Origin of the sequence: uncultured Roseibium sp. (genome assembly GCF_963675095.2) — a bacterium.
Taxonomy (GTDB): Bacteria; Pseudomonadota; Alphaproteobacteria; order Rhizobiales; family Stappiaceae; genus Roseibium.
Map to the genome: position 1 here is coordinate 1 of NZ_CAXXSJ010000034.1, position 26315 is coordinate 26315.

Here is a 26315-nt window from a genome sequence, read left to right on the forward strand (position 1 = left end):
AGCTATTGGGGGTCTTTAATTCCCGTCACCATTGCCCGGACAAGGTTTTCGCCATGCTCGATGCTTGCGAAAACAACGCCCAGAACATGCAGGCCGACCAGGGCGATCGCCAGATTGGCCAAGAGCTCGTGAATTTCCTCGACCCATTCGACACCCCAATAGGCGTCGGTGGTCATCATGTAGCCGGTCAGGGCCGTGCCGCCGATGACGGCAATCAGCATCAGGACCATGGCTCCGCCGGCCGGATTGTGGCCGAGATACCTCTTGGCGCGGAATTTCACCGCATCGCGCAGATAGGCAATCACGGTCGAGGGCCGGTAGACGAAATCGGTAAAGCGGGCGTGTCTGGTGCCGACGAGGCCCCAGAGGATCCTGAACGTCAGCAGACCCGCGATCGCGTATCCGGCCGGTTCATGGATTTTCTGAACCTCGTCTCCTGTGAGCCACGCGACCGCAAACAGAACGACCAGCGACCAGTGGAAGATCCGGACCAGCGGATCCCAGACCCGGACGCCCGCGGTCTTTTGCCCGGCGGCCGGCGGCTCGGCGCCACCGGCCCGGACATCTGTGTCTGGCGCCGACATCAGTCGTCCTGATCGTTGCCCAGGATCTGGCCGGTCACCGGATGGACGATGGCCTCGATCCGCTTGCCGTTGGCGTCCAGCGCATAGACTTCATAGGCGCCGTCTTCCACCTTGACGCGGCGAACCTTGTAACCTTCGGCGGTCATCTTCTGGGTGATCTGGTCAACGGACATCCACTGATCGCGCGGAGCGTCGATCTTGGCATGGCCTTCGGAAGCGAGCGCGGCGCCGGCAAAACCGGACAGGGCGGCAACCAGGGTCAGGGCGGTCAGGGTCTTTTTCATCTTGTCACTCCATTCAGGGGCAGAACGGCGACTTGCCGTCCGATGAAGAGACAATGCCTGATGAGCGCTGACAGCCCGCTTCCGCCGAATGTCAGGGATTTGTCAGTTTCATTTCGATATAAAAAAGCCATGAAGACCCGATTTCGCCCACTCCTGCTCAGCCTCCTGACGGCCTGCGCCCTCGCCGCCGCAGAGCTTCCATCCTCCGTGCGCGCGGATGATGACGACGACCACGAACAGGCCCGGGCGGCGCTGCAGCAGCACAAGGCCCTGCCGCTGGCACAGATCCTGGAACAGATCCGCCCCAAACTCAGCGGACGGATCGTCGGCATCGAGTTCGAAGAGGAAGACGGACGCTATTTCTACGAAATCAAGACCGTGACGCCGGATGGACAGATACAGGAAGTTTATGTCGATGCCCGGACCGCGCAAATAGTGGAAGGCATGGCGGACTGATGCGCATTCTGGTTGTTGAGGACGAACCCCGGATCCTGGACGATATCGTCACCACCTTGGGAATGGCCGGTTACGTCGTGGAAACCGTCTCCGACGGGGAAGAAGCCTGGTTTCTCGGCGACACGGAAACCTATGACCTGATCATCCTGGACCTGGGCTTGCCCGGTCTCGACGGATTGACGGTGCTGAAACGCTGGCGGGCGGAAGGCCGTGACATGCCGGTGCTGGTGCTAACCGCGCGTGGCGCGTGGTCTGAACGGGTCGAGGGCATCGATGCGGGTGCGGACGACTATCTGCCCAAGCCGTTCCGCATGGAGGAACTGCTGGCGCGGGCACGGGCGTTGATCCGGCGCTCGGCGGGCATCAGCACACCGGTCATCGAAGCCGGTCCGCTCAGCCTCGACGTGAAGCAGATGCGGCTCACCCGCAACGGCGTACCCATCGCGCTGACGCCGCTTGAATACCGCCTTGTCACCTATCTGATGCACCACAAGGAACGGATCGTGCCGCCGACGGAGCTGCTGGAACACCTCTACGGCGATGACGATGCCCGCGACCCGAATGCCCTGGAAGCCGTCATGGCGCGGTTGCGCAAGAAGCTCGGATCGGGCGCAATCGAAACAAGGCGCGGTTTCGGCTATACAATCGCAGGAGACGAGGCGGCTGGAGAAAGCCCGCGATGACGAGAGGCTCCCTGCGCCTCCGACTGCTCCTGGCAGGAGCCCTTTCCATCCTGTTGGCGCTCGCGCTTTCGGCCACGGGCCTGACCGTCCTGTTCTACCGCCATGTCGAGCGGCGCGTGGATACCGAACTCGGCGTCTTTCTCGACCAGATCGTTTCGGGTCTTGCACAGAACCAGGAAACCGGCGCGCTCGAACTCACGCGGACACCGAGCGATCCCCGGTTCGAGGTCCCGCTTTCCGGTCTCTACTGGCAGGTTTCCTTCGACGACAAGGTGCTTAGGTCGCGGTCGCTGTGGGACAACGTGCTGCAATTGCCGGACGATGAACTGGCCCATGGCGCGCTGCACCGGCACGTCCTGCCCGGCCCGCTTTCCGAAGATCTGCTGACACTGGAGCGCAGCGTCAGGCTTTCCCCGCGTGCCGGTGGACAAACGGTTCGGGTCGCCGCCGCCATTTCGCTGGGTGACGTTCGGTCTGCGACCCGTGACTTTGCCTTCGACATGCTGCCTTACCTGATCCTGCTGGCGCTGTTCCTGATCGGCGCGGCCTATATTCAGGTCACCATCGGCCTCAGGCCACTGCACCGCATCCGGCAAAGGCTCAGGGCCATTCGCCAGGACCCGGACGCCCGCTTTGGCACCGCCGGCTTCCCCCAGGAAATCGAGCCGATGGCGCTCGAACTGGACACGTTGCTGACGGACCGGCAGGCGCGTATCGAGAAGGCGCGGGCCCGGGCGGGCGACCTGGCGCACGGCTTGAAAACGCCGCTGCAGGTTCTGCTCGGCGATGTGGAACGGCTTCGTACGGCCGGTCTGAACGACATCGCCGAGGACGTGGAACATGTGGCCCATACCATGCAGCGCCATGTGGAGCGGGAACTGGCACGCGCGAGGCTGGCAACCGGCACCGGCCAAGCCGTCTCGAACATTCGCGAGGCGGTCGACCGGGTGCTCTCCGTCGTCTCCAGGACACCGGCCGGAGCGGCACTCGACTGGGTGCTCGACGTGGACGAGCGGGCAAATGTGGTGATCGATCCGGACGATCTGGCAGAAGCCCTGGGCAACCTCATGGAGAATGCCGCCCGGCATGCCCGGTCGCGTGTCTCCGTCCGCACGCTTTCGGAAGGTGACAGGATCACGATCCGGATCGAGGATGACGGCCCCGGCATTCCCGAAGACCAGATCGAAAAGATGCTGAAACGCGGCGTCCGGCTGGATCAGTCGGCGAGCGGCACGGGCCTTGGCCTGGCCATCGTTCAGGAAATCGCCGAGGCCTGGGGTGGGACCTTCCGCCTTTGCCCACTGAAGCCGGGTCTGGCAGCCGAATTCGCCATCCATGCGATCGGCGGCAAGCCGGAAAGCGGCAAGACGCTCCGAGCGAGATAGCGCTACTCGGCAGCCTCTACCGCCCCGTCTTCCCCATCCTCTCGACGGGCCTCCAGAATCCGGCCGATGTTGATCTCGATCCAGTCGGCAAAGTCCCGCACTTTTTCCGCCGCCTCCCGGCCGATCGGGGTCAGCGTGTACTCCACGTGGGGTGGAACGACCGGATAGGCGTGCCGGTCGACGAAGCCATCCGTTTCCAGAACCTGTAGCGTCTGGGCCAGCATGCGCTCACTGACGCCGGAAATCTTCCTGCGCAACGCCGAAAACCGATACGGACCTCCAAGCAGCGCCATCAGTACGAGCACGCCCCAACGGCTGGTCAGATGCTTCAGGATTTCGCGCGACGGACATTTGTCGCTGAAAACCACGCCGCGCTGGTGCAAGCGTTCGGACAGCAGAATTCCGCCGTTTTCCTCATCCCATTGCGTGTCTGCCGGATCGCCGGTCATGTCGGTCTCCAGATTTTTTCAAACTTACATTTTTGTATGTACTTACGAATAATAAGTTTACAAGCCATATCGGACCTATCGGACATTTTTTGAATAGGAGATACGTCCATGATTGCCCTGACAGGCGCCAACGGTCAGCTCGGCCGGCTCGTAATCGACCATCTGAACAAGGCCGGTGTATCCGGCATCCGTGCGCTCGCCCGCAGCCCGGAAAAGGCTCAGGATCTCGCCAGCTCGACGGTTTCCGTCGTTCCTGCCGACTATGACAAGCCCGATACCCTCGCCGCCGCGCTTTCCGGGGTCGACAAGCTGTTGCTCATTTCCGGCAGCGAAATCGGCCAGCGTGCGCGTCAGCACACCGCGGTGATCGATGCCGCGAAAGAGGCCGGCGTTTCCTTCATCGCCTATACGAGCATCCTGAATGCCGATACCTCGCCGATGATCCTTGCCAGGGAACACCGTGAGACCGAAGCCGCTTTAAAAGCCTCCGGGATCGCGTATGCGCTCCTGCGCAATGGCTGGTACCTGGAAAACTACGCCGGATCGGTCGCCTCGGCGCTGGAACACGGCGCGGTTGTCGGCAGTGCCGGAAGCGGCAAGATCGCAGCGGCCAGCCGGAGCGATTATGCGCAGGCCGCGGCGGCTGTCCTCGCAGGCGACGACACATCGACCCGCACCTACGAGCTGGCCGGCAGCAGCGCCTTTACGCTCGCAGACATGGCCAGCGAAATTTCCGCACAGGCCGGGCGCGAGATCCCGTTCAACAACCTGCCGGCGGACGTCTACGCGGGCATTCTGGTTCAGGCCGGCTTGCCGCAGGCCTTCGCCGACATCCTGGCCGACTCGGATACGGCCGCAGCCGGTGGCGCGCTCTACAGCGAAAGCACGGATCTGGAAGATCTGATCGGGCACCCGACCGTGTCCCTGAAACAATTCGTGCAGACACAGGTCGGCTGATCCGTCTGCACTTGACCTTCGGCGGGAGCCCCCTTCCCGCCGAAGGTCTCCCGTCTGCAAAACGATGGGACCATTCATTTCTCGGCTTGGGACATGCATCAAAGTTTTTGATTAGTGCAGGATGGCGGCACCTGATACGCAAATATGTCCAGGGTCAGGACCCATTAATCAGATTGGAATGGTATGAGCCGATTTGTTCGGATACGAGGCGGAAGTTCGCAGGAAACCGTCCGGTTTTCCAGAACTTGCAACGCTGTAGCCGGGCAAATCGGCCATATCCTGAAAGGACGCCGAAACGGCTTCGATCTGCGGCGTCGAACCGCTCAACCGGGCAGGGAGCCCGCTTTTCGCGTCTCTCCTTGCAGCTCTTTGCCGTTTACGGCGCCATTTCAACCTGATTAATGGGTCCTGACCCTAGTTCAAGAGCCGCTCATGACATCCGCAACCGCTGACCCCTACGCCCCGGACGGCGCCTACGCCTGGTTCCGACTGGCGATCTCGATCCTGTTGTCTACCATCGGCGGATCAGGCATCTGGGCGGTGGTCGTCGTCCTGCCGGCGGTTCAGGCGGATTTCGGCGTCGACCGGGCCGATGCCTCCATATCCTATACCTTCACCATGCTGGGATTTGCCGCCGGCAATGTCTTCGTCGGCCGCTGGGTGGACCGGTGGGGGATCGTCTGGCCCGTGATCGGCTCGGCCGTCGCTCTCAGCGCCGGCTTTGCCCTGGCCGGCCTGTCGAACGGCATCTGGACCTTTTCCCTGGCCCAGGGCGTTCTGGTGGGTGCCGGGACGGGCGCGACCTTCGGGCCGTTGATCGCCGACCTGTCGCACTGGTTCAACAAACGCCGGGGCATCGCGGTCGCTGCGGCCGCCTGCGGCAATTACCTCGCCGGCGCGCTGTGGCCGTCCTTCATCAAATGGTCGCTCGGCTCCGGCGATTGGCGCACGACCTATTTCATGATTGCCGCGATCTGCATCGTCGCCATGCTGCCGCTGGCGCTGATGCTGCGCCGGCCGCCGCCGGAAAGCGCCAGATCGGCGGACATGCCGGCCACGGGCAAATTCGGCGCACTCTCAACCGGGCTGTCGCCGCGGACGCTTCAGATCCTGCTGATCTTCGCCGGGCTCGGCTGCTGTGTCGCCATGTCGATGCCGCAGGTGCACATCGTCTCTTATTGCGTCGATCTCGGTTACGGGGTCGCGCGCGGCGCGGACATGCTGGCGATCATGGTCGGCGGAGGTGTCGTCAGCCGGCTTCTGTCCGGGTTCCTGGCCGATGCCATCGGCGGTGTCAAAACCCTCCTGATCAGCTCCGTGGCCCAGTGCCTCGCCCTGTTCCTGTTCCTGCCCTTCGACGGGCTCGCATCGCTTTACCTGGTGTCGCTGATCTTCGGCCTGTCCCAGGGCGGCATCGTGCCTTCCTACGCGATCATCGTGCGCGAATATCTGCCCGCCCGCGAAGCCGGCCAGCGGGTCGGGCTGGTGATCATGGCAACCATCCTCGGCATGGCGCTCGGCGGCTGGATGTCCGGCTGGATCTACGATCTCACCGGCTCCTATCAGGCCGCCTTCCTGAACGGCATCGCCTGGAACATCATGAACATCTCGATCATGACCTTCATCCTGTTCAAGGGACGGGTCAGGACGGCTGTCGCCTGAGGTTTATTTGCCCTTTTCGTGCCCGTCGTCGGCCTTGTGCTGCTTGTGATGCGGCTGGTCATAACGTTGTGCGATCGCCGTCGCCACGCCGACGAAGAGCCCGATCCCGACGAAAACATAGGCCATGGTGAAGAGCTTCCCCACATCGGTCTTTGGCGAGTAATCGCCATAGCCGACGGTCGCCAGCGTGATCACACAGAAATACAGGCTGTCGAACAGGCTCCAACCCTCGACCCGGTGATAGAAGAAGGCCCCGCCTGCCAAAACCAGTATCAGGATACCGACGGCGTAGCGAAGCGGCGTCTTGTACCACTCATCCCGGATCCAGTTCAGCAGGCGGCGAAGCCTGGGAAAAAAGACACGCATTCGGTTCTCCTCGCCGGCCTTCTCTTCGCCGATCTGAGCGAGAACCGTCCGGCCGGATGAAACGCAGAGCAGCACCATAGCTGATTCATCCGCCGGGTTCGGTGCCCGGATGTTTTTTTCATGTCCCGGGTTGCATCGATTAAATCGTTCCCCTTGCCTTCGCTACCGGAAACCCCTACCTCGGGCTCATGACAAAACAGCCTGCTCCCCCGCGCGCCGAAGCGCGTCCCCTCACCCTTGAAACCCACGGAATTCAGCGCCAGGACGACTATGCCTGGCTGCGGGCCGACAATTGGCAGGAGGTGATGCGCGACCCGTCTGTGCTTGCCGCCGATATTCGCGCCTACCTGGAGGCGGAGAACGCCTATCAGGAAGCCATCATGGCTCCGACCGAGGCGTTGCAGGAGACGCTTTATTCGGAAATGCGCGGTCGTATCAAGGAAGACGATAGCTCGGTTCCCGCCCCCGACGGTCCCTATGCCTATGGCATCAAATACGTGACCGGCGGCCAGCATCCGCAATTCGTTCGAACCAACCGGGACGGATCTGGCGAAACAGTGCTGCTGGACGGCGACAAGGAAGCGGAAGGCAAGGCCTATTTCCGGATCGCGGGCGCCAGTCATTCGGCTGATCACGGTATGCTCGCCTGGTCCTTCGACGACAAGGGCTCGGAATTCTTCACCCTGCGCCTGCGCGATCTGACAACGGGGAAGGATGCGGACTACGACCTCAAGGATACCTTTGGCGGCGGGGTCTTTTCTGCGGACGGCAGGTATCTGTTCTACGTCCGCCAGGACGAGAACCATCGCCCGTCGAAGCTGTATCGCCACGAAATCGGCACAGATCCGGCCACCGATGTCCTCGTCTACGAGGAACAAGACCCGGGCTTCTTCATGAGCGTCGCCAAGACCCAGTCCGGCGACACGATCCTGATCCATATCCACGATCACGAAACCTCGGAAGTCCGGACGATTTCGGCCCACAGTCCGCTGGATCCGCCGCATCTGATCGCAGCGCGCGACACCGGGGTCGAATACTCCGTCGAGGATAACGGCGAGCTCTACTACATCCTGACCAATGTCGACGGGGCGGAAGACTTCAAGATCGTCACCGCGCCCAAAGCGACGCCGGGCCGGGAGTTCTGGACCGATCTCGTGCCGCACAAACCCGGCCGGCTGATCCTGTCCCATGACGTCTACAAGACCTTCATGATCCGGCTGGAGCGTGAGGACGGCCTGCCGCGGATTGTCATCCATCGGCTCGTGGACAACATTGAGCACCGGATCGCCTTCGACGAAGAAGCCTATTCGCTGGGGCTCAGCGGCGGCTACGAATTCAACACGACCGTGATCCGCTTCTCCTATTCCTCCATGACCACGCCGTCCCGGGTTTACGACTACAATGTCGAAACCCGCGAGCGGGTCTTGCGCAAGGAGCAGGAAGTGCCCTCCGGCCATGATCCGGACGACTATGTCACGCGCCGGCTGCATGCGCCCGCGGCCGACGGTGAAACCGTGCCGGTGTCCCTGCTCTATCACAAGGACACGCCGCTTGACGGTTCCGCGCCCTGCCTGCTTTACGGCTACGGCGCTTACGGAATGTCCATTCCCGCAAGTTTCAGCACTGGCGCCCTGTCGCTTGTGGACCGGGGCTTCGTCTATGCCATTGCCCATATCCGCGGTGGCAAGGATAAGGGGTTCGCCTGGTACAAGGCCGGTCGGCGGGAAAACAAGAAGAACACCTTCACCGACTTCATTGCTGCGGCCGATCACCTTGCGGTGGAGAATTTCACCGCTCATGACCGGATCATCGCGCAGGGCGGATCCGCCGGAGGCCAGCTGATGGGGGCCGTCGCGAATATGGCGCCGGAGAAATTCGCCGGCATCATTGCGGAAGTGCCATTTGTCGACGTTCTCGCCACGATGCTCGACGATACATTGCCGTTGACACCGCCGGAATGGCCCGAATGGGGCAATCCGATTACGGACGAAGCGGCTTACAAATACATCGCCTCCTATTCGCCCTATGACAATGTAGGGGCAAAGGACTATCCGGCGATCTTCGCCGTCGGCGGACTGACCGACCCGAGGGTCACTTATTGGGAACCCGCAAAATGGGTCGCAAAGCTGCGATCCCAAAAGAGCGGCGACAGCCTGCTGATGCTGAAGACAAACATGGAGGCCGGTCACGGCGGCGCCTCCGGCCGTTTCGACAGCCTGAAGGAGGTCGCGCTCGTTCAGGCCTTCGCGCTGATGGTGGCGGGAAAGGCCTGACTTCCGGCATATACGAAAGAGAGCCAGCGCCGAATGGGTGGGGCTTGGCGCTGACTCCAAGATCTGTCCGAGCAAGATGACAGACAGTTGCCACGGGCCGATTGGTCCGTGGGATGGGGCCACTCAAGATCCGACGTAAGGCTCTTGCCTCTTTCCGCCGAACTGACAGGCCGTCCGTTCTCAGGCGGACTTGGTTATCTGGCGGACCTGGTTATCAGGCAGACTTGCAGGTCTTGATGCCGAGCACCGTATAGGCCGGGCACCAGCCGATCAGGGCGGTGACGATCGGAACCACGCCGATCCAGGCAACCCATTTCCAGGTGATTTCGGCCGGACCGAGCAGAGCAAAGAGCACCAGCGCGATCCCAACGATGAGACGCAGGATGCGGTCGACAGAACCCATGTTTTTCATAATGAAGACCCTCTTGATTAAGCCGAACCCAGACCAAGCCGGCTCGAACAACCCTTGATAATGCGTTCTTAGGCCGAAAGTGGATTGCGGGTCTGTGACTTAGTCACTCAAGGGGACACAAAACCTTATTCGCCGTTCATCCGGATCTGGCGTAACGCCTCCGGCTTCATCACCCGAATGGTGCCGCGCTGACGCTCCAGGATGCCTGCGTCGGACAATTTTCCCAGTTTCCGGGTGACGACTTCCCGCACGGAGCCCAATTCGGCGGCCAGTTCGGCCTGGGTCGCCGTCACGGTTCCGTCAGGCCCTGCCCGCTCCAGCAGAGCGCTGCGAGACGGGCATCCAGCGGATGGAAAACCGCATCTTCCATCGTGTGCAAGATATCGGTGATGCGGTGTCCGAACCCCTGAAACACCATCTTGCGGAAGGAATCCGACATCTCGATCAGGCGGAACACGGTCGCGGCCGGAATAAGAATGGCCCGCGTCGCCACTTCCGTCACACCGGTTGCCGCGTAAGGGTCCTCACCGAACAGGCAGGCGGTTGTCAGCGCACAACTTTCGCCGGCACCGACCCGGTAAAGCAGGATCTCCCGGCCGGTGTCCGAAGTCATGACGACCCGCACCGAGCCGTCCTCGACCATGATCCAGCCAGCGCAGACCGAACCGGGGCGAGAAAACCGTCGTCCCGGGGGGCAAATCGACGATCCGAAGCGCTCCGGCGACGCGTTGTCGTTCACCGTCCGGCAGGTCCGACAGGCCAAGACGGTCAAGAAACCGCAGCATCGATCATTGAAAAACCCCGCCCCTTCTTCCGGCCCAGTCACCGATAAGACCTCATTTACGTGCAGTCGCATAGACTTCCGTGGTGACAAGGCATATATCAAATGCGCCGTCCGAACGATATGCTACGAGGATCGGAGGAAACCGGTGCCCGGTCATACTACAAGGAGCTACCCGATGAAAAAACGCATGGCTGCAATCCTGGCAGGCGCGTTCATGTCCTTTACCGTGTCGGCTCCGATGGCCCAGGCCGGTTTTCTCGAAAGGCTTCTGTTCGCGCCGACTTATGACCCGACCAAGGTACCGGAGATTTACGGCACCAAATACGACTGCCGGAGCTTCCAGGCTTCAGGCAAGACCGGTTGGAAGGGCATTGTCAGCGGTCGGATCAACGACTTCGAGCGCACGCTCGTTCGCTCCCGCGCCGGCTGCTTCCAGACACAGCAGGAATGCCAGACCTTCATTACCTACATGCAGGGCTATTTCGACTTCACCACCTACGCCGGCTGCGATCCGTTCCCGCGGAAATAATGACCAGAGCGAAACCCGTTTAAATGACCGGAAGGACGGACAGTCTGCCCGGTCATGTCCGGCTGTTTCTTGCCGGCGACGTGATGACCGGCCGCGGCATCGACCAGGTTCTGCCCCACCCGAACGATCCCCGCCTCCACGAACACTTCGTCAAACGGGCAACCGACTATGTTCACCTTGCCGAGCGTGTGAACGGGCGAATTCCGGCGCCGGTCGGCTTCCGCTACATCTGGGGCGATGCCCTGGCCGAACTGGAGCACCGGGCTCCAGACCTGCGGATCGTCAATCTCGAGACGGCAATCACCACAGCGAACCGACCCGCCCCGAAAGGCATCCACTACAAGATGAATCCGGCGAATACCGCGGTGCTCACCGCTGCCGGCCTGGACTGCTGCACGCTCGCCAACAACCACGTCATGGATTGGCAGTCCACGGGTCTCCTCGACACACTGGCAACGCTGGACGAAACAGGTATCAAACGGACCGGAGCCGGGCGGGACCTGGCCGAAGCCGCAGCACCGGCCATTCTGGCCGTGCCTGGAGGCCATATCCTCGTATTTGCGTTCGGCACTCCCGAAAGCGGCGTTTCCGCTGAGTCGGCGGCAAGCAAAACCCGGCCCGGCATCAATTTTCTGGATACAGCCTGTGCTCGGACAGCATCAGCCATCGCCGCGCAGGTCTCGACCTTCAGGCAGCCCGGAGATGTGGTCGTGATGTCGCTGCATTGGGGCGATAATTGGGGGTACGACATCCCGCAGGCACACATGACTTTCGCGCGTGCGCTGATCGACGCGGACGGCGCCGACATCATCTTCGGCCACTCCTCCCATCATCCGCGCGCCATGGAGGTCTACAGGGAAAAACTGATCCTTTACGGCTGCGGCGACTTCATCAACGACTATGAGGGCATCACGGGTAACGAGGCCTATCGCAGCGATCTGGTGCTCATGTATCTGCCCTCGCTGCGGCAGAAAGACGGAACGCTTGAAGGTCTGCGTCTCGTCCCCTTCCGGATCCGCAAATTCCGGCTTCACCAGGCCGATCGAGACGAAGCGGAATGGATCTGCCGCGTTTTGAACCGCGAAGGCAAGCGTTTCGGGTCCCGCTTGTACCTTGAGACGGATAACAGCCTCACGCTGGCATGGGATTGAGGATCCGACCGGATACCAGAACGAAAATCGAAGCCTTCAATGGGCCGGAACGGCTTTCAGATAAGCGGCGATCGCCTCCCGGTCGGAGGCGGGAAGCTTTGCCATGTTCTCCTGGACGGACACCATTTCACCGCCGACACTGTCGTAGTCGGGCGTGAAGCCCGATTCCAGATAATAGGCGATATCCGATGCGCTCCAGCTGGAAATCCCGCCTTCTCCCGAGGTGATGTTGGGAACTTTCCCCTCGCCTGCCGCGGCCGGCGCTCCCGCCAGCCAGAGGGTCTTCTCCAAACCGCCAATGGCGTTACGAGGTGTGTGGCACTCACCGCAATGACCGAGTCCTTCCACCAGATAACGGCCGCGGTTGAGAATGCTCAGTTCCGTGTCTCCGTGTAGCTGATCCTCCGGAACAACCGGGGCACTATCGAGATAGAGCCGTTTCCAGAGCCCCACGCCCCTGCGGATATTGAAGGGAAAGCCGAGCTCATGGCCGGCGGCTTTACCGCTGACCGGCGGCAGGGACTGCATGAAAGCAAAGAGATCGGAGACGTCCTGCGGCTTCATGCGGGCATAGGAGGTGTAAGGAAAGGCCGGATAGAAGTTCTTCCCCTCCGGTGACGTGCCTTTCAGCATGGCATCGGCGAATTCGGCGAGCGTCCATGCGCCGATCCCGTCTCGGGGATCGCTAGAGATATTCGGTGCGACAAAGATGCCGAACGGCGTATCCAGACGCTGTCCGCCGCCGAGGCCGAGCTTCGCCTCTCCCTTTGCTCCGGCAGGTGCATGGCACGATGCGCAGCCGCCGGCCCAGAATATCAGTTCGCCCCGCCCGGCATCGCCGGCCCGCAGGTTCGCGACAACCTCCTCCGGCAGATGCTCGGGCGCAGACAAGAACCAGCCTGCCGCTGCAGCGGCAATTCCCAGAACGACGATTGCAGCGACAAGCTTTCTGAACATGACAAGCCTTTCTGTGAAGTCCTATTTCTTCACACGATAGGCTTCATGGCAGGACTTGCAATTGCCCATGACCGGCCCCATCGCCGCCTTGAAAGCATCAAGGTCTGCCGGGCCGTCCTTGCCAGAGGCCGCCATGGCAGCACCTGCATCGGCCGCAAACTTGTCCAGAGCCGCCTGATAGCCGGCTGCATCTTCCCAGATTTTCGGGGATGCGGTGGTATCGCCCATGTCCGAGCCTTCCGGGAAAAACGTCCCGAAAGCAGAAGCGGCCGCCACCATGGTCGCGATCGCGGATTTGCCTGCTGCAGGCGAATAGGCAACCTCACCCTTCATCATGCCGCCGCTCAGACCGGCCGCGGCCCCGACGGAATCCATAATATGTTTACGCACGGCTATCGGATCATCGGCCGCCATCGCCGTCATTCCACTCAGGCACAAAGCCGCGACACCAAGTACAAGCTTACGCATGGTCCTCTCCTCTTCAAACGCTTTCGATCCCACCCTGTCCCATTGAGGACTAACTCTCCGTTGATTTGAAATCACGGACCTGTGAGGTTGGGTGGAACCAATTGACGCACTGTCAACGGAGCGGAAACAAAACTTATAAAAAACCCCGGCGCCGGGCAATTATCCCGGGCCGGGGTTTACAATACGGAACGTCCGTTTCAGATCAGGAAGCGGCTTCGTAGAGTTCCAGGACGTAGTCCCAGTTGATCATGTTGTCGACGAAGGCTTCCAGGTACTTCGGCCGCGCGTTGCGGTAGTCGATGTAGTAGGAATGTTCCCAGACGTCGCAGCCGAGCAGCGGCGTCGCACCGTGAACCAGCGGGTTTTCACCGTTCGGGGTCTTCATGATTTCCAGCTTGCCGCCCTTGAGCGCAAGCCAGGCCCAACCGGACCCGAACTGGGTGGCACCGGCAGCCAGGAAATCAGCGCGGAACTTGTCATAGCCGCCCAGATCGCTGTCGATCTTGGAAGCCAGCACGCCCGGAAGCGAGGTGCCGCCGCCGTCCTTCTTCATCCACTTCCAGAAATGGATGTGATTGTAGTGCTGGGCAGCATTGTTGAACAAGCCCGGGTTCTTGCCGAAGCTTTCCTTGACGACGTCTTCCAGCGACTTGCCTTCCAGGCCGCTGTCCTTCAGCAGGTTGTTGCCGTTGGTCACATAGGCCTGATGGTGCTTGTCGTGGTGATATTCGAGCGTTTCAGCCGACATGTACGGGCTGAGGGCATCATAGGCATAAGGGAGATCGGGAAGTTCAAATGACATGGCATGTCCTCCTGTGGGGCAGCGTCCCGACCGACCTTCTTCATGCGGGGGCACATGAAAACGAAAAGCCGATCGATCTTGTAGTTTCAGACCATCCTGTCCGCGTTCGAATGAACGCCGGATGCTCTCAGCGGGTCGCAGGTAAAAATACGACCCGCTTCGAGGGGCAACATAGGAGCCTTCACCGCTCCCGGCAACGCCCAAACGCCAAATAAAAAAATATTTTTATTGTTTTATTGATACCGCAGTCCCGGTCCGCCAGCGCGGACCCCCAGCGCGTCAAAGCAGATGGGAGGACGGAGCGAGGAAGTCGATCGCCGGTACCCGCTTAATCCTTGAAAGCATCGGAGATCAGCCGGTCGTCGAAGGTCCCGGAGGGCAAGGTTCCTTCGACCGCATAGACGTAGAGCGCCGCCTTGAGGATCGAGCCAAGCGTGGAGATCACCAGCGTCGACAGGAAAAAGAACAGGATGCCCATCAGCCAGAGGACCGAAGCGAACAGCGGACGCGCCTCGAACTGGGCGCCGCCCGCAAGGGCGCACAGAAAGCCGCCCGCGAACGGGATGAGATAAAGGGCGGAAAGACCGAAATGGGATATCAGCGCCTCGCCCCATGTTTTCCGCAGGATGCCGATCGACCGGGAGACCGCTTCGATGGGGCCGACGCGTTCAACGACAAGGACAGGAACGGCGAAATAGGTCGCGATTTTCCACCCCGTCCCAATGAAACCCATGATGAACCGGGCAAGCCCCTTCGAGCGGTCCTCGATCATGTCCAGAATAAAGCCGATGCTGGCGGCGAACAGCGACCAGGCCAGGATATTCGGCAGGTTCCGGACGGACGATCGCAAGCCGTCCATGACCGTGGGATCCCCGCCGGCAAAACGGATCATCGCGCAGGTCACAAGAGCGGCATTGAAGAAGATCACCACGAAATAGCAAACGAAATAGACCCCGAACATCGCGGCAAGAAACCAGGGCTCCTGGGTAACGTCCGGATTTTCGGCAAGCATCTGACGGAAGGCCTCCAGCTGACCGTTTGCCGCCAACGGACCAATTCCGGCGGCAAACAGCACGCCGAGCGCCAGCAAGCTCAGGAGCGGAAAGACCAGCATTTCCTTATCCATCATGAGCACACGGAAGCAGGCCCCGCCGAGCGCCATGGCCCGTTCGAATTTCGCCAGAAAATTCATGACCGCAAAAGCGCCTTCTACTGCCGGCGGAGACGCCGGCACCCCAGAAACCGGGCGCTATTTGAACAGAGCTTCGTTGTTTTTATCTGAATCAATCCAAAGCGGTCCCGCGTTGCTCTTGCGGCAACAGCAACTGCGCCTCTAGGGTACGGACCTCTTGGACTTTTCAGAGACATCCGTTGCCCGGTTCGCAGCCATCCCATTCCGCCACAACGGCACCCCTCCGCCTCGCGCTCGGGGGCGCTCTTGCGCTTGCCGCCGCCATGGGAATCGGGCGGTTCGTTTACACGCCCATCCTGCCGTTCATGGCCGATGGCGTTCCGCTGTCTGCGGCAGATGCCGGATTTGTCGCCTCGGCCAATTTCCTCGGCTATCTCGCCGGTGCGCTCGCGGGATCGGTCGGCCGGCTGCCCGGTAGCCCGCGAAACTGGTTTCTTTCGGCGCTGTTCGCCAGCGCGGTGACGTCCGCTGCCATGGGATGGGCCGACGGGCTCACCGCGTTCGCCGCCTTACGTTTCCTGGGTGGGTTCGCCAGCGCGTTCGTGCTGGTCTTTTCCTCCGCCCTGGTGCTGGAACAACTTGCCAAAGCGGGACGTGTGGGCCTTTCCGCCCTGCATTTTGCCGGCGTCGGTTCCGGCATCGCGTTCTCAGCCGTCCTGATTGCCGTCCTCGCAGGCTCCGGACTTTCCTGGCGCCAGCTCTGGTTTGGCAGCGGCATCGCGACGCTGGCGCTCCTTACCGCCATTGCCCTGCTGATCCCCAGCGACAAAAGCGCCCGGGTTACGCCAGTAGAGATAACGCCCGCCGCCAACAGAAAAAGCGCGGCCCTTTCGGCCGACCTCCTCCGCATCGTTATCGCTTATGGTCTTTTCGGCTTCGGCTATGTGATCACCGCGACCTTCATCTCGGTTATCGCCCGCGACACTCCGGGTCTTCAAAGTGCCGAAGCCTTTGTCTGGCTTACCGTCGGCCTGTGCGCCGCGCCGTCTGTTCTGGTCTGGAACAGGATTTCGGCAAGGGTTGGCCTCCGACAGGCCTATGCCGCTGCCTGCCTCGCACAAGCCGCCGGCGTCACCCTGAGCGTCGTTGCCGGAACGCCGTTCCTCATGCTGCTTGCCGCCGCCCTGCTCGGGGCGACCTTCATGGGGATTACCGCTCTCGGCCTGATCGAAGCCCGGCGGTTGGCGAGCGGCGATCCCAGGCGCATCCTTGCGGTCATGACCGCCAGTTTCGGCCTCGGCCAGGTGGTCGGTCCGTGGTTCGCCGGCCTCAGCCATACCTTGACCGGGAACTTCAAGGCCGCGTCCTTTGCCGCGGCCGGAGCTCTGGTCGTTGCCGGCTTGCTGGTTTTCGTTCGCGGAAAACCGCGACCGAAGGAAAGCCCGAGACCGGTCGTTCCTGACTGGGAAAGCCTGCGTGCCCAGCTCCTGTCGGAAGGCAAGACCGACCTTGTCGATGCCATCGAAACGCTGCGGGCCGAGGGCGGCAAGATCGACGCCGTCCGGCAACTCCGCGAAAATGGCTACCTGAAGGACTAGGATCCGCTCCAATCAGCCTCAGCCGTGGGCGAAGTCCCAATAGAGCTCGCGTGCCTTGGCCGCGATCGGGCCGGGCTGGATATCGCGCGTCTCGATCCGGTTGATCGGAACGACCTTGTTGTAGTTCCCAGTGGAGAAGATCTCGTCGGCATCCAGAAACTCTTCGTAGCGCAGCGTGCGCTCGTGCACCGTATATCCGGCATCGCGCAGGAGCTTGATCACCCGGAAGCGGGTGATCCCGGCCAGGAAGGTTCCGTTCGGCACCGGCGTATGCACCACACCGTCCTTTGCCATGAAGATGTTGGCAGACGTGAGTTCGGCCACATTACCCAGCATGTCGAGGACGACCGCGTTGTCGAACCCCCTTCCCTTTGCTTCCGCCATGGCGCGAGCGTTATTCGGATAGAGACAGCCTGCCTTGGCATTGACCGGCATGGTTTCGATCGTCGGGCGGCGGAAATGGGACAGGGTGACGGACGTAGCCGCTTCCTTGCCGGCCATGGGCGCATCGAACAGGCACATGCAGAAGCGGGTGCTCTCCGGGTCGGCGGCAATCACACCGGCGCCGTCGCCTTCCGCCCAGTACATGGGCTTGATGTAGAGCTGCTTGTCGGGGGAGAACTTCTTCGCCCCTTCCAGGGCGAGTTCCATCATTTCGCCGACCTGCATGGTCGGTTTCAAGGCCAGTGCCAGGGCGGAATCGTTGACCCGCTGGCAATGGAGATCGAGGTCCGGCGTAGTGCCTTCGAAGTAGCGGGCCCCGTCGAAGACGCTGGAACCGAGCCAGGCCGCATGGGTGCGCGGGCCCATCATCGGCGGATTGCCCTCGTGCCAGGTCCCATCGATCCAGGTCCAGGTTTCGCTCCAGCCGCTCATGGTCGTTTCCTCATCACATACTTTGGACGTACGGCAAAAAACGACTTTCATGTGCCTCAGTCAACACCTTCTCAGGAGTGCGACAAGATTGCCCGGATCCTTTTCCGGAAGACCCTGATCGGGAATGATTTATTTCGCACAGACCCTTAACCGGGAAAATTTTTTCAGAGACCCTGTGCAAGGTCTGGCAGCCGAACGCCCGAGTGCTCGACGTTTCCGGTTAATGCGGTCCTGGATGGAATCCGGCAAATGTTCATGATATGTCCAAAGCAATCTTTCAGTGGGAGGACCGGAAATGGAACAGCGTATAAGCCTCGTTACCCTTGCCGTCGAAGATGTCGACGCCGTCGCTGCATTCTTCGAGAACGGCCTCGGCTGGGTCCGCTCAGGCGGAGAAGGTGATGTCGCCTTCTATCAGACAGGTGGCAGCATACTGGCGCTCTATGCGCGCAAATCCCTGGAAGAGGAAATCGGCCGCGCCTTGCCCGCCGATACACTAGGCGGCATGACCATTGCCTGGAACGGCCGCAGCGAAGCGGACGTGGACATGGTGTTTCAACAGGCGGTCGATGCCGGTGCCGAGCCGGTCAAGCATCCGGACAAGGTCTTCTGGGGCGGATATTCCTCCTATGTCGCCATTCCCGGCGGCCATCTCCTTGAAATCGCTTACAATCCATTCTGGCCGATCGACGCGGATGGAAACATCGCTATTCCTGTCAAATAGTCCTGATTGCGACCATTGTGCTAGGTCGAGCGGCTTGACGGCCCCTATTTGAGGTAGTCTTCTGCAGCCACCCATTCATCGGGACTGGTCTGGAGAGTGAAATGGCCCACGCGGCTTATGTTTTCGATGCCTACGGCACCCTGTTCGACGTGCATGCGGCGGTCCGCAAACACGCGGAGAAACTGGGTCCCGATTCCCAGCGCCTGTCCTCCCTCTGGCGGGAAAAGCAGCTGGAGTATTCCTGGATCCGCGCCCTGATGGGCGGCCAGTACCTGGATTTCTGGACCCTCACCCAGCAGGCGCTTGACACTGCCTTCGCTTTGGTTCCGAGCGCCGACAAATCCCTGCGCGACGAGCTTCTCAACGCCTATTGGACGCTCGACTGCTATCCGGAGGTTCCCCAGGTGCTGACCAACCTGAAGGCCACCGGTGCGAAGATCGCCATCCTGTCAAACGGATCGCCGGCCATGCTGGATGCCGCGGTGAAAGCCTCCAACCTGGGCGATCTGTTCGATGACGTGTTTTCCGTCGACGAACTGAAGACCTACAAGACCGATCCCCGGGTCTACGAAATGGTCACCACCCACTATCGGATCTATCCGGACACGGTGTCGTTCCAGTCCTCCAACCGGTGGGACGTCGCCGGCGCAACCGCTTTCGGTTTCCGGACCGTCTGGATGAACCGCACCGGCATGCCGGACGAGTATCTCGACCTCTCCCCCGCCGCGGTCCTGAACGACCTTACCGGTTTGCAGGCTCTGGGTTAGACGCCCCTTGCGACAGCTCAAAGCGCCCGGTTCGGTTTCGCAGTAGCAATCATGCTGACCGAGAGGCAGACGGTTCTCTCCGAACGCTTCTTAGAATCCTGCGATGCGGGGGTTAGTGCGATGAAACGGCTGACGGCATTTCTTTTCCTGCTCATTCTGGCGGCCGTCGATCCCGTCGGTGCGCAGGAAACCGATCCCCATGCGATCTACGAACAGAGTTGCGCGCGATGCCACGCGGCGCATGCGGGCGACTTCGTCCATGACCGGCTCGACCTGAAGGAAGGCCGGCTCGTCAGCACCTCTTCTGGCAAAGATGTCGAAGCGTTCCTGAGCGGCGGCCACGGTCGCCTTGAGGCTGCCGAGCGGCAGATCCTCATCGATCAGCTGATTGCCATTCGCCAATCGGGCCGGCTTTTTCACGACAAGTGTCTCACCTGCCATGACCGCGCCGTGGAATTCGCCCGCTCGAGGCTGATCGTAAAAGACGGCGTTCTTGTGGGACGGTATTCGGGAGAAGACACGGGCCAATTCCTGCGCGGACACGGCCGGCTGACGCCCGACGAAGTCGACACGATGATTGACGTCCTGAAGCGGCAGCTTCAAACGCCGGCGAACTGAACCCGGCCGGCGCCGGAGCACAATGCATACGTCCGGCAAGCCTCGCGCAATCATCATCAGCGATCCTTCAATTCCCCCGACCAACCGGGGTTGGCAGCTGACCGGATCTTTCAATCCCTGCCCGATAGCCCGGTCAGCTGCCGCCCCAACCAGAGGGCAAAAAGACCATGACGAAACGAGAACAACGCGCCCATCCCAGACGCAAGACGCGCCTGCGCAGCGGCAAGATCGCCGACCTGACCGACCGCTTCTTAAGCGAATGCACGATCTTTGACCTGTCTGCAGGCGGCTGCCGCCTGCTCGTCCCGGACCATGTGGCGCTGCCTGAGGAAATCCTGATCTTCGACGATCTGGACAAGTCCATCGCCCTGGCCCGCATCGCCTGGCGGGACGGCAAGCAGCTCGGCGTCGCCTTCGAGATCCCGCCGGCCCCGGTGTCTCTGTTCAAGGCCCAGCGCTTGCAGGCCCTTCAGTACAATTATTATGCGGTGGTCGAAGGCGACTAGGGTCAGGGCCCAAGACGCCCCCGTGCCTATTGCGCCGGCGTGCTGAACGGCCTGCCTTTTTCCACGATGTGCGTGGTGTAGGCAACGAGCGGCGTGTCACCGGTGTTGGTCAGGCCGCCATGAACCTTGCCGGCCGGGAAGAAACCGGCCATGCCCGGCTTGAACGTGATCACCTTGCCATTGGGCGCGGTCATGGCCCCGCCCTCGAACACCACCATGTGCTCGTCACCGAAATGGGTGTGCAGCGGGATCATGGCCCCCGGCGGGACTTCCAGCCGAGACACAATCACTTCCATCGTGTCCGAACCGGACAGATCATCCCTGCTGATTTCGGTACGGACAAACTGGCTTTCCGCCTGGGCCGGTAAAGCCATCAGCGGTACGCTCATGCAGATCGCGGCGAGCGCTGTTTTCAGTCCGGTTCTTTCAGCCAGCTTCCACATGCAAACGTCCTCCCAGTTGCATCCTGTCACTTGTTACCATGACAGCACCCACGCCGATATCCCGAGAGGCCCTGTATGGGGGATTTGACACAGTTCGGTTCCGGACACCGTCAGATTGTAACCCTCAGACCGTCCTCGGCACATTCGTAAGGCACCTGGGCGCGCTTGCTGAGCATGTCCTCCGACATATGGGTTAGCACCAGCCGCTTCGGCCGGATCTCCGGCAGATGGGATTCCAGCGACGCCAGGTCGAGGTGCAACGGCACCTTCTTGTCGCGGAAATAGGCCTCCGCCACGAAGAGGTCCGCCTCCCGGCCCACTTCGATCAGCGCATCGGTCCATTCCGTGTCGCCGGTATAGGCAATGATCCGGCCTTCCGCCTCGATGCGATAAGCGAAGAACGGCCCGCCCGGAGGGCCGTGACGGACGAGAAAGGGCGTCACGCCAAGACCGTCGATCGATACAGTCTCTCGTTCACTCAGTTCCAGAAACTCAAGATCGAACTTCGGTTGCGTCTTCGACGATCCGGGAAAGGCGGTTTCCATTGCCCGCACAAACCAGTCCTTCAAACTGGGCGGACCTGCTATCGTCAGCGGCGCGGTCCGTTTGGAAAAGAACTGGGCATCGAGCATGAACGGCGTAATGCCGCCGAAGTGATCGGCATGGAAATGGGTGATCAGGATGACACGAATGTCATTGAGACCAACATTCGCCCGTTTCAGCGCGACCAGGGAAGTCGCCCCGCAGTCGATCAGGAAATTCGCCTTCTCGCCGGTGACGTGAAAGCAGGTGTTGAAGCGCCCGCCACTGCCGAATGCGTCGCCACATCCGACAAAGTGGACCTCCAACACATCTGCCCCCTATTCCGCGGCCTGGGCAGGCTCGTAGCCAAGCTCGGCGTTCAGCTTGTCGATCAGGTCGACGGCGGCTTCTGCGATCACGGTTCCGGGCGGGAAGATCGCTGCAGCACCGGAGCGATAGAGTTCGTCATAATCCTGCGGCGGCACCACGCCACCGACGACGATCATGATGTCCTCGCGCCCCTCGTCGGCCAGCGCCTTCTTCAGCGCAGGCACGAGCGTCAGGTGTCCGGCCGCCAGTGACGATACGCCGACCACATGGACGTCGTTTTCCACCGCCTGTCGGGCGGCTTCTTCCGGCGTCTGGAACAACGGTCCGATATCGACATCGAAGCCGAGGTCCGCAAAGGCGGAGGCGATCACCTTCTGACCGCGGTCGTGACCGTCCTGGCCCATCTTGGCAACGAGGATACGCGGCCTACGGCCGTCGTTTTCCTCGAACTGCTCGACCATCTTCTGGACCTTCTGGATGGTTCCGGACATGGCGCCCGCCTCCCGCTTGTAGACGCCGGCAATCGACTTGATCTCCGCCTTGTGGCGGCCGAAGACCTTTTCCATAGCCATGGAAATTTCGCCGACGGTTGCCATGGCCCGTGCGGCCTTGACAGACAGGTCTAGGAGATTGCCCTCGCCCGTCTCGGCGCATTTGGTCAGTGCTTCGAGCGCGGCCTGGGTTTCGGCCTCGTTGCGCTCCGCCTTCAGCCGCTCCAGCTTGGCAAGCTGCTGGGCCCGGACCTCGGCGTTGTCGACCTTCAAGACGTCGATCGGCTTTTCGGATTGCGGCTTGTACTTGTTGACGCCGACCACAGTCTGGGCGCCGGAATCGATGCGCGCCTGTGTCTTGGCCGCGGCTTCCTCGATCCGAAGCTTGGGAATGCCCTTCTCGATGGCCTTGGCCATGCCGCCGAGTTCTTCCACTTCCTGAATGTGGGCAAGCGCCTTTTCGGCGAGGTCGTTGGTCAGCTTCTCGACATAGAAAGACCCGCCCCAGATGTCGATCGGCGCGGTCGTGCCCGTTTCCTGCTGCAGGAAGAGCTGGGTGTTGCGCGCGATCCGGGCAGAGAAATCCGTCGGCAGGGCCAGCGCCTCGTCGAGCGCATTGGTGTGCAGCGACTGGGTATGGCCTTGCGTTGCCGCCATGGCCTCCACACAGGTGCGCATGACGTTGTTGAACACGTCCTGCGCCGTCAGCGACCAGCCGGAGGTCTGCGAGTGGGTGCGCAGGCTTAGCGACTTGGCGTTCTGCGGCTGGAAGTTCTCCTGCATCAGCTTCGCCCAGATCAGGCGCGCGGCACGCAGCTTCGCAACTTCCATGAAGAAGTTCATGCCGATCGCCCAGAAGAAGGACAGGCGCGGCGCGAACTTGTCGATGTCCATGCCTGCCGCCACCCCGGCCCGGGCATATTCGATGCCGTCGGCGATGGTGTAGGCGAGTTCCAGATCCGCGGTCGCTCCGGCTTCCTGCATGTGGTAGCCGGAGATCGAGATGGAGTTGAACCGCGGCATGTTCGCGCTCGTGAAGGCGAAGATATCGGAGATGATCTTCATCGAGGACTTCGGCGGATAGATATAGGTGTTGCGGACCATGAACTCCTTCAGAATGTCGTTCTGAATGGTTCCCGAAAGATCCGCCTGGGCAACGCCCTGCTCTTCCGCTGCAACGATATAAAGCGCCAGGACCGGCAGCACCGCGCCATTCATGGTCATGGACACGCTCATCTTGTCCAGCGGAATGCCGGAGAACAGGGTGCGCATGTCATAGATGCTGTCGATGGCAACGCCTGCCATGCCGACGTCGCCGGCAACGCGAGGATGGTCGCTGTCATAACCACGGTGCGTTGCAAGGTCGAAAGCGACCGACAGGCCTTTCTGGCCGGCAGCCAGATTGCGCCGGTAGAAGGCGTTGGATTCTTCCGCCGTGGAAAAGCCCGCGTACTGGCGCACAGTCCAGGGCTGCTGGACATACATGGTCGGATAGGGACCGCGCAGGAACGGCGGCAAACCGGGCCAGGTGTCGAGATGGCTCAGACCGGCCGTATCCGCTGACGAATAAACACCGGACACCTCAATTCCTTCTGGCGTCTCCCAGGAGGCCGTTTTGGCGGTGTCCGCCTCAGCGAGGACATCCTTGAAACCGATACCGGTAAAATCGGGGACCCTGCTCATGCCGGCACCTCCTCAATATCGACCAGGCCGATCCGGCCTTGCGCCTCGCGCAGCAATTCGAGCACATCGCAGCCTGCAAAGACAAATGTGTCGACGCCCGCTGCCCGCAGCTTCTCTTCCATGGCGCCGGGCTTACCGGCAAGATAGAGATAGTCCGCTCCGGCTTCCTTCAGCGCACGCGCGGCCGTCTCGCCGTCGCTTTCATAAATTGTGTCGGAAGAGACAAGAACCGCAAGCTTTGCGCCCGAAGCCTTGAAGGCGGCCACCAGTTCATCGAGACCGGAGTGCGCCTCGCCGCCGACGGATGCGACCCCGCCGGCCGCGAACACATTGCTCGTCCAGGTCGCGCGGGCCGTGAACTGGGCGAGCGGGCCGAGGCAGGCGAGAAACACGACCGGCGGCGTCCCCGCCCTGGAAACGGCGGCCGCCTCGCGAAGCTCCTCGAACGGCTCGGACAGACGGATCTGGGGCACCTTGTCGATGCGCACCGGATTATCAGCATGCGGGCGCGTTTCGATCGCGACCGCCAGGGAAGATCCGCCCAGGAAGGCCTCTTTCATCGCTGCCGCATACTTCCCCTCGCCGGGAGGCGGCAGGTCGACATGGTGGTTCAACGGCGCGACATCGTCCTGGGTATCGTCCAGAACCGCGACGGGCGTTTCCTTCAGGTCCGGGAATTCGCTGACGCCGGTAATCGGCTTCTTCCGCGTTGCGACCGCCTTTTGCAAAGACGCCAGGGAAACCGCAATCCTGTTCTGGATCTTCCCGTCTACGAGGCTTTTCCAGATGCCGCCTTCGGCTTCAATCTCCTGCAACTGTGCCCAGGCGGCCTCGACCAGACCATCGGTGCGAGCCTCGATCGCGCCCGAGCCCGCAGAAGGGTCCGCGACCTGATGGAGATTGCTTTCCTCGATCAGCATCGACTGGGTGTTGCGGGCCAGACGGCGGGCAAATCCGTCCGGCAGGCCCATGGCCATTGTGAAGGGCAACACAGTCACGCTGTCCGCACCGCCGACACCTGCCGAGAAAGCGGCAACGGTCGTCCGCAGGAGGTTTACCCAAGGGTCGTTGGCAGTCAGCATACGCCGCGACGTCGTCATATGAAGCGACATCGGTTTCTGAGGCAGGCCACAGGCATCCAGGATCCGAGCCCAGATCCGCCGCGCCGCCCTGGCCTTGGCGATCGTCCCGACCTGGTCGGCATCGGCGACCAGGGTGAAGTTGATCCAGTCAGACCATTCGGCAGGATCGATACCCGCCCGTTCCAGAAAGCGAAGGCAGTACAGCGCATTTGCGAAGGCGCAGGCCAGTTCCTGCGCCGGGGTTGCCCCGGCGCCGTGCCAGACACGTCCGTCCGCGCAGAAGAATTCGTACTTGAGATTTTGGCCCTTGAGGAAATGCAGCAGATCGAAGATGCGCTCCTCGACCCGTTCGAAGTCCGAACGGAACTGGCCGCGTCTCGCAACCCAGCCGAATAGATCGAGCCCTGCGCTCAATTGCAGCTTTGCCGGATCGATGTCCTTGCGTTCGGCATAGGCCAGCAGCATCGTAACGATCGACGAGGTTTCATGACCGGCTCCCAGACGCAGCCGGATCAGATCGAGCAGGACCCCATCGAACAACTGCTCCATCCCGGACAGATCGTCCACGCGGACGCCTTGTCCACCGGATGTGGTTGACGTGGCCAGGACAACCTCAATGCCCTCCGCCCCCTCTTTCAGGTCTTCCAGAATCTGCGCATTGGCCGCCGACGGATTCGGAAGATCGATCCTCTGGATGATCGCCCAGGGCGTTTGCGCCTTCCGTGTAGCCAGCGGACGGGCTTCACTGCGCTGCGGATAAAGTGGCTGGATCTCCAATCCGTCGTCGGTTCGCCCGGTCAGTCGTGACCTCGGCGCGCCCTTCAAGGCACGGTCGACGGCTTCAAGCCAGGCGTTCTCGTCGAAACTCAAAAAGTCTTCAGGCAGTATCAGGGGCATTTTCATCTCCTGGCACCTTTTTATTCCTCCCCGAGGAATGATGGCAACTAGCCAGATTGGGTAATAGGGTTCAGCCCATAAACAGGACCGATCAGTCAAAAATTCCGATTCCCGTATTAATTGTTTGTTTAAATTAACAATGGGCGGCGGCGCGTCATACCCGTCGAAAAACAGCTCCGAGAGAAACAACCGGACAAGATTCTGGCGTGATAAGCCAAATCATGCCAATTTCCCCATTGGTATCTTACGCGATTGTATTGTAATTTGAACGAACTGCCGTATGGGAAATTATCGATCCCATTCACGCAGATTCTCTGCAGACAATGTGTAGAAGAAGAAAGGGGCTGACAACAACTACAACCTCCCATCGGCGGCGTATCAGGGCAAAAAGCGGAAAACGCAACCTGATGCTTCGATAAAAGCAATCAAAGATTGCATAAAAAT

29 protein-coding genes are annotated in these 26315 nt (G+C 61.2%); 13 read left to right on the forward strand and 16 right to left on the reverse strand.

Features of this window, described 5'->3' with window-relative positions; translation table 11 throughout:
• Nucleotides 1-2 precede the first annotated feature (2 nt).
• Together ABIN98_RS13175 and ABIN98_RS13180 are read right to left on the reverse strand one after the other, a co-directional pair.
• A complete protein-coding gene (locus ABIN98_RS13175; protein ID WP_346910610.1) occupies nt 3-584 on the reverse strand; it encodes a cytochrome b/b6 domain-containing protein in 582 nt (193 codons plus the stop codon).
• Nucleotides 584-868 carry a PepSY domain-containing protein gene (locus tag ABIN98_RS13180; RefSeq protein ID WP_346910612.1) on the reverse strand — a complete coding sequence of 95 codons (285 nt, stop codon included), beginning with the start codon at nt 866-868 and terminating at the stop codon, nt 584-586. Before ABIN98_RS13180 ends, ABIN98_RS13175 begins: the two co-directional genes overlap by 1 nt.
• A gap of 129 nt (nt 869-997) precedes the next feature.
• Here ABIN98_RS13180 and ABIN98_RS13185 point away from each other — a divergent pair, with 129 nt between their 5' ends.
• The 3 genes from ABIN98_RS13185 to ABIN98_RS13195 are packed head-to-tail and all read left to right on the forward strand — an operon-like array spanning nt 998 to nt 3392.
• Nucleotides 998-1324: a PepSY domain-containing protein gene (locus ABIN98_RS13185; RefSeq protein ID WP_346910614.1), complete on the forward strand. Its 327-nt coding sequence runs from the start codon at nt 998-1000 to the stop codon at nt 1322-1324.
• Nucleotides 1324-2007, forward strand: coding sequence for a response regulator transcription factor (locus ABIN98_RS13190; protein WP_346910616.1), 684 nt, complete (start codon nt 1324-1326; stop codon nt 2005-2007). The genes ABIN98_RS13185 and ABIN98_RS13190 overlap by 1 nt, the downstream gene beginning before the upstream one ends.
• Nucleotides 2004-3392 (forward strand): HAMP domain-containing sensor histidine kinase, encoded by a 1389-nt coding sequence (locus ABIN98_RS13195; RefSeq protein ID WP_346910618.1) that lies wholly within the window; start codon nt 2004-2006, stop codon nt 3390-3392. Before ABIN98_RS13190 ends, ABIN98_RS13195 begins: the two co-directional genes overlap by 4 nt.
• 2 nt (nt 3393-3394) lie before the next feature.
• On the opposite strand, the gene ABIN98_RS13200 is transcribed toward ABIN98_RS13195, so the two are convergent.
• On the reverse strand, nt 3395-3841 hold the full coding sequence (locus tag ABIN98_RS13200) for a helix-turn-helix domain-containing protein (protein ID WP_346910619.1): 447 nt from the start codon (nt 3839-3841) through the stop codon (nt 3395-3397).
• Between the two features lie 108 nt (nt 3842-3949).
• Here ABIN98_RS13200 and ABIN98_RS13205 point away from each other — a divergent pair, with 108 nt between their 5' ends.
• Both ABIN98_RS13205 and ABIN98_RS13210 read left to right on the forward strand, forming a co-directional pair.
• On the forward strand, nt 3950-4798 hold the full coding sequence (locus ABIN98_RS13205) for an SDR family oxidoreductase (RefSeq protein WP_346910621.1): 849 nt from the start codon (nt 3950-3952) through the stop codon (nt 4796-4798).
• 432 nt (nt 4799-5230) lie between these two features.
• Complete coding sequence (locus ABIN98_RS13210; RefSeq protein ID WP_346910623.1) at nt 5231-6460, forward strand: MFS transporter; 1230 nt, start codon at nt 5231-5233, stop codon at nt 6458-6460.
• Nucleotides 6461-6463: 3 nt separating this feature from the next.
• Here ABIN98_RS13210 and ABIN98_RS13215 read toward each other — a convergent pair whose 3' ends face one another.
• The gene (locus ABIN98_RS13215; protein WP_346910625.1) at nt 6464-6826 is read right to left on the reverse strand and encodes a potassium channel family protein; all 363 of its coding nucleotides are present in this window, start codon (nt 6824-6826) and stop codon (nt 6464-6466) included.
• Between the two features lie 188 nt (nt 6827-7014).
• Here ABIN98_RS13215 and ABIN98_RS13220 point away from each other — a divergent pair, with 188 nt between their 5' ends.
• On the forward strand, nt 7015-9099 hold the full coding sequence (locus ABIN98_RS13220) for a S9 family peptidase (protein WP_346910627.1): 2085 nt from the start codon (nt 7015-7017) through the stop codon (nt 9097-9099).
• A gap of 214 nt (nt 9100-9313) precedes the next feature.
• Here the strand turns inward: ABIN98_RS13220 and ABIN98_RS13225 are convergent, their stop codons facing one another.
• The 3 genes from ABIN98_RS13225 to ABIN98_RS13235 form a co-directional block, all read right to left on the reverse strand.
• The gene (locus ABIN98_RS13225; protein ID WP_394701494.1) at nt 9314-9511 is read right to left on the reverse strand and encodes a DUF2892 domain-containing protein; all 198 of its coding nucleotides are present in this window, start codon (nt 9509-9511) and stop codon (nt 9314-9316) included.
• Nucleotides 9512-9636: 125 nt separating this feature from the next.
• Complete coding sequence (locus tag ABIN98_RS13230; protein WP_346910628.1) at nt 9637-9804, reverse strand: helix-turn-helix domain-containing protein; 168 nt, start codon at nt 9802-9804, stop codon at nt 9637-9639.
• A complete protein-coding gene (locus tag ABIN98_RS13235) occupies nt 9801-10250 on the reverse strand; it encodes a cyclic nucleotide-binding domain-containing protein (protein WP_346910630.1) in 450 nt (149 codons plus the stop codon). The genes ABIN98_RS13230 and ABIN98_RS13235 overlap by 4 nt, the downstream gene beginning before the upstream one ends.
• 220 nt (nt 10251-10470) lie before the next feature.
• Between ABIN98_RS13235 and ABIN98_RS13240 the strand changes: the two genes are divergently transcribed.
• Together ABIN98_RS13240 and ABIN98_RS13245 are read left to right on the forward strand one after the other, a co-directional pair.
• Entirely contained in the window at nt 10471-10824 is a 354-nt protein-coding gene (locus tag ABIN98_RS13240; protein WP_346910631.1) for a hypothetical protein, read from the forward strand.
• 23 nt (nt 10825-10847) lie between these two features.
• The gene (locus ABIN98_RS13245; protein ID WP_346910632.1) at nt 10848-11975 is read left to right on the forward strand and encodes a CapA family protein; all 1128 of its coding nucleotides are present in this window, start codon (nt 10848-10850) and stop codon (nt 11973-11975) included.
• 36 nt (nt 11976-12011) lie between these two features.
• Here the strand turns inward: ABIN98_RS13245 and ABIN98_RS13250 are convergent, their stop codons facing one another.
• The 4 genes from ABIN98_RS13250 to ABIN98_RS13265 form a co-directional block, all read right to left on the reverse strand.
• Nucleotides 12012-12932 carry a cytochrome c gene (locus ABIN98_RS13250; protein ID WP_346910634.1) on the reverse strand — a complete coding sequence of 307 codons (921 nt, stop codon included), beginning with the start codon at nt 12930-12932 and terminating at the stop codon, nt 12012-12014.
• 21 nt (nt 12933-12953) lie between these two features.
• Complete coding sequence (locus tag ABIN98_RS13255) at nt 12954-13400, reverse strand: cytochrome c (protein WP_346910635.1); 447 nt, start codon at nt 13398-13400, stop codon at nt 12954-12956.
• Nucleotides 13401-13602: 202 nt separating this feature from the next.
• On the reverse strand, nt 13603-14202 hold the full coding sequence (locus ABIN98_RS13260; protein ID WP_346910636.1) for a superoxide dismutase: 600 nt from the start codon (nt 14200-14202) through the stop codon (nt 13603-13605).
• 328 nt (nt 14203-14530) lie between these two features.
• The gene (locus tag ABIN98_RS13265; protein ID WP_346910637.1) at nt 14531-15394 is read right to left on the reverse strand and encodes a DUF6159 family protein; all 864 of its coding nucleotides are present in this window, start codon (nt 15392-15394) and stop codon (nt 14531-14533) included.
• A gap of 179 nt (nt 15395-15573) precedes the next feature.
• Between ABIN98_RS13265 and ABIN98_RS13270 the strand changes: the two genes are divergently transcribed.
• Entirely contained in the window at nt 15574-16932 is a 1359-nt protein-coding gene (locus tag ABIN98_RS13270) for a YbfB/YjiJ family MFS transporter (RefSeq protein WP_346910638.1), read from the forward strand.
• A gap of 18 nt (nt 16933-16950) precedes the next feature.
• Here the strand turns inward: ABIN98_RS13270 and ABIN98_RS13275 are convergent, their stop codons facing one another.
• Nucleotides 16951-17808 (reverse strand): branched-chain amino acid aminotransferase, encoded by an 858-nt coding sequence (locus ABIN98_RS13275; RefSeq protein WP_346910640.1) that lies wholly within the window; start codon nt 17806-17808, stop codon nt 16951-16953.
• A 295-nt stretch (nt 17809-18103) separates the two neighbouring features.
• On the opposite strand from ABIN98_RS13275, the gene ABIN98_RS13280 reads away from it, so the two are divergent.
• The 4 genes from ABIN98_RS13280 (at nt 18104) to ABIN98_RS13295 (ending at nt 20423) form a co-directional block, all read left to right on the forward strand.
• Entirely contained in the window at nt 18104-18532 is a 429-nt protein-coding gene (locus ABIN98_RS13280) for a VOC family protein (RefSeq protein WP_346910641.1), read from the forward strand.
• 101 nt (nt 18533-18633) lie between these two features.
• Entirely contained in the window at nt 18634-19299 is a 666-nt protein-coding gene (locus tag ABIN98_RS13285) for a haloacid dehalogenase type II (protein WP_346910643.1), read from the forward strand.
• A gap of 120 nt (nt 19300-19419) precedes the next feature.
• Nucleotides 19420-19917 carry a hypothetical protein gene (locus ABIN98_RS13290; protein ID WP_346910644.1) on the forward strand — a complete coding sequence of 166 codons (498 nt, stop codon included), beginning with the start codon at nt 19420-19422 and terminating at the stop codon, nt 19915-19917.
• A gap of 167 nt (nt 19918-20084) precedes the next feature.
• Nucleotides 20085-20423: a PilZ domain-containing protein gene (locus tag ABIN98_RS13295; RefSeq protein WP_346910646.1), complete on the forward strand. Its 339-nt coding sequence runs from the start codon at nt 20085-20087 to the stop codon at nt 20421-20423.
• Between the two features lie 26 nt (nt 20424-20449).
• Here the strand turns inward: ABIN98_RS13295 and ABIN98_RS13300 are convergent, their stop codons facing one another.
• The 4 genes from ABIN98_RS13300 to ABIN98_RS13315 form a co-directional block, all read right to left on the reverse strand.
• Nucleotides 20450-20866 carry a cupin domain-containing protein gene (locus ABIN98_RS13300; RefSeq protein ID WP_346910647.1) on the reverse strand — a complete coding sequence of 139 codons (417 nt, stop codon included), beginning with the start codon at nt 20864-20866 and terminating at the stop codon, nt 20450-20452.
• A gap of 110 nt (nt 20867-20976) precedes the next feature.
• On the reverse strand, nt 20977-21714 hold the full coding sequence (locus ABIN98_RS13305) for an MBL fold metallo-hydrolase (RefSeq protein WP_346910792.1): 738 nt from the start codon (nt 21712-21714) through the stop codon (nt 20977-20979).
• Between the two features lie 12 nt (nt 21715-21726).
• Nucleotides 21727-23892 (reverse strand): methylmalonyl-CoA mutase, encoded by a 2166-nt coding sequence (gene scpA, locus ABIN98_RS13310; protein ID WP_346910649.1) that lies wholly within the window; start codon nt 23890-23892, stop codon nt 21727-21729.
• A complete protein-coding gene (locus tag ABIN98_RS13315; protein ID WP_346910651.1) occupies nt 23889-25871 on the reverse strand; it encodes a methylmalonyl-CoA mutase family protein in 1983 nt (660 codons plus the stop codon). The genes scpA and ABIN98_RS13315 overlap by 4 nt, the downstream gene beginning before the upstream one ends.
• Nucleotides 25872-26315: the final 444 nt, after the last annotated feature.

Excerpts from the sequence above, each read along its gene's own strand:
- ABIN98_RS13175 (WP_346910610.1), bottom strand. The coding sequence starts at position 584 with ATGTCGGCGCCAGACACAGATGTCCGGGCCGGTGGCGCCGAGCCGCCG.
- ABIN98_RS13180 (WP_346910612.1), bottom strand. The coding sequence starts at position 868 with ATGAAAAAGACCCTGACCGCCCTGACCCTGGTTGCCGCCCTGTCCGGT.
- ABIN98_RS13185 (WP_346910614.1), top strand. The coding sequence starts at position 998 with ATGAAGACCCGATTTCGCCCACTCCTGCTCAGCCTCCTGACGGCCTGC.
- ABIN98_RS13190 (WP_346910616.1), top strand. The coding sequence starts at position 1,324 with ATGCGCATTCTGGTTGTTGAGGACGAACCCCGGATCCTGGACGATATC.
- ABIN98_RS13195 (WP_346910618.1), top strand. The coding sequence starts at position 2,004 with ATGACGAGAGGCTCCCTGCGCCTCCGACTGCTCCTGGCAGGAGCCCTT.
- ABIN98_RS13200 (WP_346910619.1), bottom strand. The coding sequence starts at position 3,841 with ATGACCGGCGATCCGGCAGACACGCAATGGGATGAGGAAAACGGCGGA.
- ABIN98_RS13205 (WP_346910621.1), top strand. The coding sequence starts at position 3,950 with ATGATTGCCCTGACAGGCGCCAACGGTCAGCTCGGCCGGCTCGTAATC.
- ABIN98_RS13210 (WP_346910623.1), top strand. The coding sequence starts at position 5,231 with ATGACATCCGCAACCGCTGACCCCTACGCCCCGGACGGCGCCTACGCC.
- ABIN98_RS13215 (WP_346910625.1), bottom strand. The coding sequence starts at position 6,826 with ATGCGTGTCTTTTTTCCCAGGCTTCGCCGCCTGCTGAACTGGATCCGG.
- ABIN98_RS13220 (WP_346910627.1), top strand. The coding sequence starts at position 7,015 with ATGACAAAACAGCCTGCTCCCCCGCGCGCCGAAGCGCGTCCCCTCACC.
- ABIN98_RS13225 (WP_394701494.1), bottom strand. The coding sequence starts at position 9,511 with ATGAAAAACATGGGTTCTGTCGACCGCATCCTGCGTCTCATCGTTGGG.
- ABIN98_RS13240 (WP_346910631.1), top strand. The coding sequence starts at position 10,471 with ATGAAAAAACGCATGGCTGCAATCCTGGCAGGCGCGTTCATGTCCTTT.
- ABIN98_RS13245 (WP_346910632.1), top strand. The coding sequence starts at position 10,848 with ATGACCGGAAGGACGGACAGTCTGCCCGGTCATGTCCGGCTGTTTCTT.
- ABIN98_RS13250 (WP_346910634.1), bottom strand. The coding sequence starts at position 12,932 with ATGTTCAGAAAGCTTGTCGCTGCAATCGTCGTTCTGGGAATTGCCGCT.
- ABIN98_RS13255 (WP_346910635.1), bottom strand. The coding sequence starts at position 13,400 with ATGCGTAAGCTTGTACTTGGTGTCGCGGCTTTGTGCCTGAGTGGAATG.
- ABIN98_RS13260 (WP_346910636.1), bottom strand. The coding sequence starts at position 14,202 with ATGTCATTTGAACTTCCCGATCTCCCTTATGCCTATGATGCCCTCAGC.
- ABIN98_RS13265 (WP_346910637.1), bottom strand. The coding sequence starts at position 15,394 with ATGAATTTTCTGGCGAAATTCGAACGGGCCATGGCGCTCGGCGGGGCC.
- ABIN98_RS13275 (WP_346910640.1), bottom strand. The coding sequence starts at position 17,808 with ATGAGCGGCTGGAGCGAAACCTGGACCTGGATCGATGGGACCTGGCAC.
- ABIN98_RS13280 (WP_346910641.1), top strand. The coding sequence starts at position 18,104 with ATGGAACAGCGTATAAGCCTCGTTACCCTTGCCGTCGAAGATGTCGAC.
- ABIN98_RS13285 (WP_346910643.1), top strand. The coding sequence starts at position 18,634 with ATGGCCCACGCGGCTTATGTTTTCGATGCCTACGGCACCCTGTTCGAC.
- ABIN98_RS13290 (WP_346910644.1), top strand. The coding sequence starts at position 19,420 with ATGAAACGGCTGACGGCATTTCTTTTCCTGCTCATTCTGGCGGCCGTC.
- ABIN98_RS13295 (WP_346910646.1), top strand. The coding sequence starts at position 20,085 with ATGACGAAACGAGAACAACGCGCCCATCCCAGACGCAAGACGCGCCTG.
- ABIN98_RS13300 (WP_346910647.1), bottom strand. The coding sequence starts at position 20,866 with ATGTGGAAGCTGGCTGAAAGAACCGGACTGAAAACAGCGCTCGCCGCG.
- scpA (WP_346910649.1), bottom strand. The coding sequence starts at position 23,892 with ATGAGCAGGGTCCCCGATTTTACCGGTATCGGTTTCAAGGATGTCCTC.
- ABIN98_RS13315 (WP_346910651.1), bottom strand. The coding sequence starts at position 25,871 with ATGCCCCTGATACTGCCTGAAGACTTTTTGAGTTTCGACGAGAACGCC.